At 72.6% G+C, this 6,447-nt stretch carries 8 protein-coding genes; 5 read left to right on the top strand and 3 right to left on the bottom strand.

Annotated elements, in window-relative coordinates; all coding sequences use genetic code 11:
* Both HW577_RS18265 and HW577_RS18260 read left to right on the top strand, forming a co-directional pair.
* Positions 1-320 (top strand): hypothetical protein (locus tag HW577_RS18265; protein ID WP_198377574.1); only part of this gene is annotated, 320 nt, incomplete at its 5' end.
* A gap of 56 nt (positions 321-376) precedes the next feature.
* Positions 377-1,843: a methyl-accepting chemotaxis protein gene (locus HW577_RS18260; protein WP_198377573.1), complete on the top strand. Its 1,467-nt coding sequence runs from the start codon at positions 377-379 to the stop codon at positions 1,841-1,843.
* Between the two features lie 132 nt (positions 1,844-1,975).
* Here HW577_RS18260 and HW577_RS18255 read toward each other — a convergent pair whose 3' ends face one another.
* Complete coding sequence (locus HW577_RS18255; RefSeq protein WP_198377572.1) at positions 1,976-2,671, bottom strand: hypothetical protein; 696 nt, start codon at positions 2,669-2,671, stop codon at positions 1,976-1,978.
* 16 nt (positions 2,672-2,687) lie between these two features.
* Positions 2,688-3,875, bottom strand: coding sequence for a M20 family metallopeptidase (locus HW577_RS18250; protein ID WP_232475047.1), 1,188 nt, complete (start codon positions 3,873-3,875; stop codon positions 2,688-2,690).
* Positions 3,876-3,934: 59 nt separating this feature from the next.
* On the opposite strand from HW577_RS18250, the gene HW577_RS18245 reads away from it, so the two are divergent.
* The 3 genes from HW577_RS18245 to HW577_RS18235 all read left to right on the top strand — a co-directional run bounded on the left by HW577_RS18245 (position 3,935) and on the right by HW577_RS18235 (position 5,963).
* Positions 3,935-4,381, top strand: coding sequence for a MaoC family dehydratase (locus HW577_RS18245; RefSeq protein WP_198377571.1), 447 nt, complete (start codon positions 3,935-3,937; stop codon positions 4,379-4,381).
* Between the two features lies 1 nt (position 4,382).
* The gene (locus tag HW577_RS18240) at positions 4,383-4,964 is read left to right on the top strand and encodes an LOG family protein (RefSeq protein WP_198377570.1); all 582 of its coding nucleotides are present in this window, start codon (positions 4,383-4,385) and stop codon (positions 4,962-4,964) included.
* Between the two features lie 81 nt (positions 4,965-5,045).
* Positions 5,046-5,963 (top strand): bifunctional riboflavin kinase/FAD synthetase, encoded by a 918-nt coding sequence (locus tag HW577_RS18235; protein WP_198377569.1) that lies wholly within the window; start codon positions 5,046-5,048, stop codon positions 5,961-5,963.
* Between the two features lie 136 nt (positions 5,964-6,099).
* Here HW577_RS18235 and HW577_RS18230 read toward each other — a convergent pair.
* A partial coding sequence (locus tag HW577_RS18230; RefSeq protein WP_198377568.1) for a helix-turn-helix transcriptional regulator occupies positions 6,100-6,447 on the bottom strand: 348 nt, incomplete at its 5' end.

Genomic DNA, 6,447 nt, shown 5'->3' with positions numbered 1-6,447 from the left:
CGCGGCTCACGGCGGGAGAGGTGGCGCGGCTGTCCGCGCCGCTCCGCTTCGGCCTGCTCGCGCTGCGCCTCGAAGGGCTCGGCGCGGCGCCCGCCCAGGTCGCGATCGCGCGCGCGGAGGGTGACGCGCCGCCGATCGAGGTGCCGGCCGGGGCCGGCGCGGGCATTCCCCTCGCGCCCGGTCGCTACCGGATCCTCGGCGAGGCGGAGGGCGGGCGCGCCGTCGCGGAGGTGGAGATCGAGGCGGGACGGATCACGTCGCTGACCCTTCATGCAGGAATGTCCGGCTCCGAAACGATGCATTTACGGAACGCTCCCTAGGATCCCCTCCGAAGGCGCGTCGCGATCCGCGGCGCGTCCAAGGAAGGAGCCGGGGCATGTTCGTCAGACGCACGAAATCGGAGGCGCCGCTGGCGCGGATCGCCGCGCTCGAGGCACTCGGCGCGAAGGTGATGATCGCGGACAACGATCTCAACATCACCTACGTCAATCCCGCCGCCATGGCGCTGCTGGCCGCGGCGGAAGCAGACCTCAGGCGCGAGCTGCCGCGCTTCAAGGCCGCCGCGCTCGTGGGCAGCAACATCGACGTCTTCCACAAGAACCCGACCCACCAGCGCACCATGCTGACGCGGCTCGACAAGCCGCACGCGGCGTCCATCCGGATCGCCGACAGCATGTTCGACCTGCTGGTCACGCCGCTGACCGACAAGGGCGCGCGGCTCGGATACAGCGTCGAATGGACGGATGCGCGGGCGATGCGCATCGTGCGCGACCAGGCGGCGCAGCTCAGCGCGATCGAGCGCAACCAGGCCGCGATCGAATTCGACGTCGACGGCACCATCCTGCGCGCCAACGCGAACTTCCTGGCGCTGATGGGCTACACGGCCGAGGAACTGGCCGGCCGGCACCACAGCATCTTCATCGACCCCGTCCACGTGGCGTCGGAGGAATACCGCGCCTTCTGGCCGAGCCTCGCCGGCGGCACCTACAACGCCGGGCGCTTCCGCCGTCTCGCCAAGGGCGGCCGCACGGTGTGGATCGAAGGCGCCTACAACCCCATCGCGGACGAGACGGGCCGCATCACCAAGGTGGTGAAGTTCGCCCATGAGGTCACGGCGCAGATGGAGGTGCAGGAGCATCTGCGCCAGCTGATCGACTCGATGACGGCGGCGATCGGCCATTCCGCCGACGCGGCGCGCAACGTGACGGCCGCTGCCGAAAGCACCGCGGGCAATGTGCGGGAGGTCGCCGCGGGGAGCGAGCAGCTCGCGGCCGCCGCGGGCTCGATCGCCGAGGCCATGGCGCAGAGCCAGACCGCCGCACAGGGCGCGCTCGAGCAGGCGGTCGAGGTCGGCCGCAGCGCCGACGCGATGGCCGCCGCGGCGCAGTCCATGACCGGCATCGTCGAGGCGATCGGCACTATCGCCAGCCAGATCAACCTGCTCGCGCTGAACGCCACGATCGAATCGGCGCGCGCGGGGGATGCCGGCAAGGGCTTCGCGGTCGTCGCCTCGGAGGTGAAGAACCTCGCCGTCCAGGCCGCCCGCGCCACCGAGCAGATCAAGACCGAGATCAACCAGGTGCAGGCGACGTCCCGGGGCGTCGCGACCGCGCTCGCCGGCATCCGCGCCGCCGTCACGACCGTGACGGAGAATGTCGGCACGACGGCGGCCGCGGTGCAGGAGCAGGAGGCGACGACGCGCGGCATGTCCGGCAACATGCGCAGCGCGGCCGAGGCCGTCGCCAGCGTGAACATGAGCATCGCCGAGGTGAACACCGCCGTCAGCCAGGTGGCCGAGGCGGTGAAGCGCACGCAGGAGCAGGCGCAGCGGCTGGGAAAATAGGGCAGGATCCGATCGGCCGGAGCCGGCCGATCCGATGCCTCAGCCTAGGAAGGCGCCCGGTCCGCCGCGCAAAATCCGGGTCACCCCGATCCGGCATGATCGCGGCGTGCCCCGGCCGTCCCGGTCGCGTCGTCAGCGATCGGCCGCGTCCCAGTCCACGCCCGACAGCGCGGCCACCGTCTCCGCCACGCGCTCGACCAGCAGCGCCGCATGCTCCTCCAACCGGTCGGCCCGCATGCGGTCCCAGCCGCCCATCCCCATCGTGATGCCGAGCAGCGACGCGTCGGACACGGCGTAGCGCATCCGCTGCTCCGGCAGCCGCACCACCTGGACGGACCAGCGCAGCCCCTGACCGCGGCTCGCCGTGTCCATCCACAGCCGCATCGGCACCGGGGCGCGCGCGGCGATCATCAGGAACTCGGCGCGGCCCAGGGCGACCGGCTTGTCTCCGAAGCGGGCGGCCAGCATCGGGAACAGCACCTTGCGCAGCGCGGCCGTCGTCGGCAGGTGGGCCATGCCCGACAGCGGCCCGCCTTCCCGATGGCGGTCGCAGGCGGCGAAGAACGCCGCCCTCTCCTCGACCGGCAACTCCCCCATCGCGAGTCGCGTGAGGAGGTCGAGGTCCCAGCGACGAGGTTCCGCCGCGACTTCGACCGCCACTGTGCGGACCCGTTCGCAGGGCGTGCGCGCCAGCCTGGCGAGGCCGTCCGCCAGCTCGCGGTCCCACATCGCGCGGACGATTCCGCGCAGGGCGGCCGGCACGGCGATCACGCAGCCGCCGATCGTCGCCGGCCGTGCGCGCAGCGTCGCGCCGCAGGCGCGCCACACCCAAAGGCCGCGCTGCTCATGCGATCGTCTCCAGCAATTCGCACAGCGTCGCGCAGCGCGGCGCCAGGTCGCGCCACAGGATGTGCTCGAAGGGCGCGTGCGCCCCCGCCCCCGTGCAGCCCAGGCCATCGAGCGTGGGGACGCCCATCGCCGCGGTGAAGTTGCCGTCCGACCCGCCGCCGCGATGCGCCTTGGGCAGGTCGTAGCCATGCTTCGCCGCGATGCCGCGCGCCATCTCGTGCAGCGCCGTGATCTCCGGCGTCTCGACCATGGGCGGGCGGTTCATGCCCCCCTCCACCTCGATGCGGATGCCGTCCGCCTCGCCGGCCATGCCGAGGATGATGCGCTCGATCCGCTCGCCCTCGGGGATGGAGGTGACGCGGCAGTCGATCTCGCAGCCCGCTTCCGGCGGCACGACGTTCGGCCGCGTGCCGCCCCAGATCGGCGCGACGTTGGTCGTCGTCCCGCCGGCGAGGTCGGTCAGCGCATGGATCTCGAGGATCTTCTTCGCCAGCGCCACCACCGCGCTGCGGCCATCCTGCCAGTTGCCGCCGGCATGGGCCGAAACGCCATGCACCTTCATCACGAAGCGGCCCACGCCCTTGCGCGCCGTCACGCAGGACCCGCCCACCCCGGCGGGCTCGGGGATCAGCACGGCGCGCGCGCCGGCCGCCGCACGCTCGATCGGCGCGCGGGATGTCGGGCTCCCCACTTCCTCATCCGGCGTCAGCAGCAGCACGATCGGGCGCTTCGTCGCGACCTTGCCGCGCAGGATCTCGCGGACCGAATGGAAGGCGAAGAAGGACCCCGCCTTCATGTCGTAGATGCCCGGCCCATGCGCCTTGGCGCCATCGATGCGGAAGGGCATCGGCCCGGCGAGCGTGCCGTGGTCCCAGACGGTATCGAGATGCCCGGCCACCACCACCGGCGCCCCTTCCCCCGGCGTGCGGGCGACCAGCGTGTCGCCATAGCCGTCGGTGCCGGGAATGCGCTCGATCGCCGCGCCCACCGCGCGCAGCTCGGCCTCCGCGCGGCCGATCAGGCCATTCACCGCGGCCGCGTCGGTGGTCGGCGTCTCGTGCTCCACCCAGCTGCGGAGTTCCTCGAGAATCCGTTCCGACGTTCCGATCTCGGCCTGCGGCATGGCGCTGAACCCCTGTGCTGGAAGGAGCTTCTTCTCGCCGCGGCCTTTTCGCTTGTCCATCCCGCGCCGCGCCGGTAACGACCGATCCCGCAGCGCAGCAAGCGGGACCCGGATCGCCCATGCCCGAGCTTTACTTCTTCGAGGACCTGACGGTCGGCCTGACGGCGAAGTTCTCCAAGACCGTGACGGAGGCGGACATCGTGCTGTTCGCCGCCGTGACCGGCGACACCAACCCGATGCATCTCGACGCCGAATACGCCGCGACGACCATCTTCAAGGAACGCATCGCGCACGGGATGCTGGCCGCGGGGCTGATCACCAAGGTGCTCGGCACGCAGCTGCCCGGGCCCGGCACCATCTACATGTCCCAGTCGCTGAAGTTCCGCGCCCCGGTGAAGATCGGGGAGACGGTGACCGCGACGGTCGAGGTCATGGCGCTGCACCCGGAAAAGCACCGTGCGACGCTGCGCACCGTCTGCACCGTGAAGGGCGAGCCGGTGCTGGAGGGCGAGGCCTATGTCTCCGTTCCCTCCCGCGCCAGCCAGGCCGTGAAGGCCGCGGAATAGCATGCGCCGCGTCTGTGTCTTCTGCGGCTCGGCCGCCGGCGCGCGGCCCGAATACGCCGCGGCCGCCGAGGCGCTCGGCCGCGCCATCGCCGCGCGCGGCATGGGCCTTGTGTTCGGCGGCGGCGCCGTCGGGCTGATGGGTATCGTCTCGCGCGCGGCGCTCGCCGCAGGCGCGCCGGTGACCGGCATCATCCCGCATGGGCTGGTGATGCGGGAGGCCGGCAACCGCGACCTGCCCGACCTGCGCGTCGTCGCCTCGATGCACGAGCGCAAGGCGATGATGGCGGAGATGTCGGATGGCTTCCTCGTCCTGCCCGGCGGCTACGGCACGCTGGAGGAGGTGGTGGAGGCGCTGACCTGGCTGCAGCTCGGCATCCACAGGAAGGGTGTCGCCTTCATCGACACGCTCGGCTTCTGGTCGCGGCAGATGGCGATGCTGGACCACATGGTCGAGGAAGGCTTCCTGAAGCCCGAGATGCGGCGCATGGCGATGATCGCGCCGGATGGCGAGGGCGCGCTCGATGCCCTGGCCGGCTTCGCCGCGCCGGAGGTGCCGCGCTGGCTGGTGCCTGGGGAGGCCTAGCGCCCCCGGCCCGTCCTGGCGCCAAACGGATCAAGAAGGGAGGGGGTACGGGGGAGGTTCCCCTCCCCCGCACTGACCAAGATGCTCATCGACACCTGGCACCACATCCCCCGCGAGGCCCGCGGCGCGACCATCGCGCTCGGCAATTTCGACGGCGTCCATCTGGGCCATGCCGCCGTGCTGCGCGCCGCCCATGGCGCGCGCCCCGACCTGCCGCTCGCGGCCCTGACCTTCGAGCCCCATCCGCGCGAGCATTTCCGTCCCGACGACCCGCCCTTCCGCCTGACGCTTCTGACCGCCAAGGCCGCCGCGCTGCGGGCGGGCGGCGCGCGCTTCGTCTTCGCCCTGCCCTTCGATGCCGCCTTCGCCGCGCTGACGGCGGAGGACTTCGTGGAGCAGGTGCTGCACAAGGGCCTCGGCGCGAAGCACCTCGCCTGCGGGCCGGACTTCGCCTTCGGGCACCGGCGCGGCGGCGACGTCGCCTTCCTCCAACGCGAAGCCGAGAAGCGCGGCATGGGCCTGTCCATCGTCCCGCCCGTGCATCATGGCGGGGAGGCCGTCTCCTCGAGCCGCATCCGTCGCCTGCTGCAGGATGGCTATCCCGAGCGCGCGGCGGAGAAGCTCGGCCGGCCATGGGAGATCCGCGGCACGGTGGTGCATGGCGACAAGCTCGGCCGCGTGCTCGGCTGGCCGACGGCCAACATGTGGCTCGGCCGGCACCTGGAGCCCGCGCGCGGCGTCTACGCCGTGGCGGTCGCGCTGCCGGACGGGACGGAGGCGAAGGGCGTGGCCAATGTCGGCCGCCGCCCGACGCTGGGCGGCGACCCCGAGACGCGGCTCGAGACCTACATCTTCGACTGGTCCGGCGACATCTACGGCCAGGAGATCGGCGTGCGGCTCGTCCGCTTCCTGCGCGCCGACGCGAAGTTCGCGGGGCTCGAGGAGCTGAAGGCCGCGATCGCCGAGGATGCGCGGCAGGCGCGCGCGGCGCTGGCCTGATCCAGACCGCGCGAAGGACGAGGCGTCGCACGGCCGGCGTCGCCGAGCCTGTCCCGCGCGCGGCCGTCCCGGCGGCCCCGCGCGCCATTCCGTCCGCACCGCAGCCAGGGCCTGTGGGCGGAGGGCATGAGAGCGGTCAGCCGCGCACGGGCGCCGTCAGCCGTGCCGCGAGCGCGACGAGTTCCGCCTGGCGCGCCGTGCCGGTCTTGGCGAACAGATGGGACAGATGCGTGCGCGCCGTGCAGGGCGCGACGTCGAGCGCACGCGCCGCGCCGATGAGCGTCTCCCCCCGCAGCAGCAGCGCCAGAAGCGCGCCTTCCGCGCCGGTCAGGCGATAGGCCGCGACCAGGCCGCGCAGGCCGGAGGCAGGATCGGCCGCGGGGTCGGGCAGGAACAGCGCCGCGGCCGCGCCGGCCAGCGGCATCAGGTGCACCGCGATCGGCGCCGCGCCGGGAGACGGCAGGGGCAGCGGCCCGCCATCCGC

The organism is Neoroseomonas rubea (assembly GCF_016106015.1).
GTDB lineage: Bacteria > Pseudomonadota > Alphaproteobacteria > Acetobacterales > Acetobacteraceae > Neoroseomonas > Neoroseomonas rubea.
This window is presented reverse-complemented; position numbering and strand designations above follow the sequence as displayed.

Bases quoted from the DNA above. Each gene is read 5' to 3' on its own strand.
- HW577_RS18260 (WP_198377573.1), top strand. From the start codon at position 377: ATGTTCGTCAGACGCACGAAATCGGAGGCGCCGCTGGCGCGGATCGCC.
- HW577_RS18250 (WP_232475047.1), bottom strand. From the start codon at position 3,875: ATGGACAAGCGAAAAGGCCGCGGCGAGAAGAAGCTCCTTCCAGCACAG.
- HW577_RS18245 (WP_198377571.1), top strand. From the start codon at position 3,935: ATGCCCGAGCTTTACTTCTTCGAGGACCTGACGGTCGGCCTGACGGCG.
- HW577_RS18240 (WP_198377570.1), top strand. From the start codon at position 4,383: ATGCGCCGCGTCTGTGTCTTCTGCGGCTCGGCCGCCGGCGCGCGGCCC.
- HW577_RS18235 (WP_198377569.1), top strand. From the start codon at position 5,046: ATGCTCATCGACACCTGGCACCACATCCCCCGCGAGGCCCGCGGCGCG.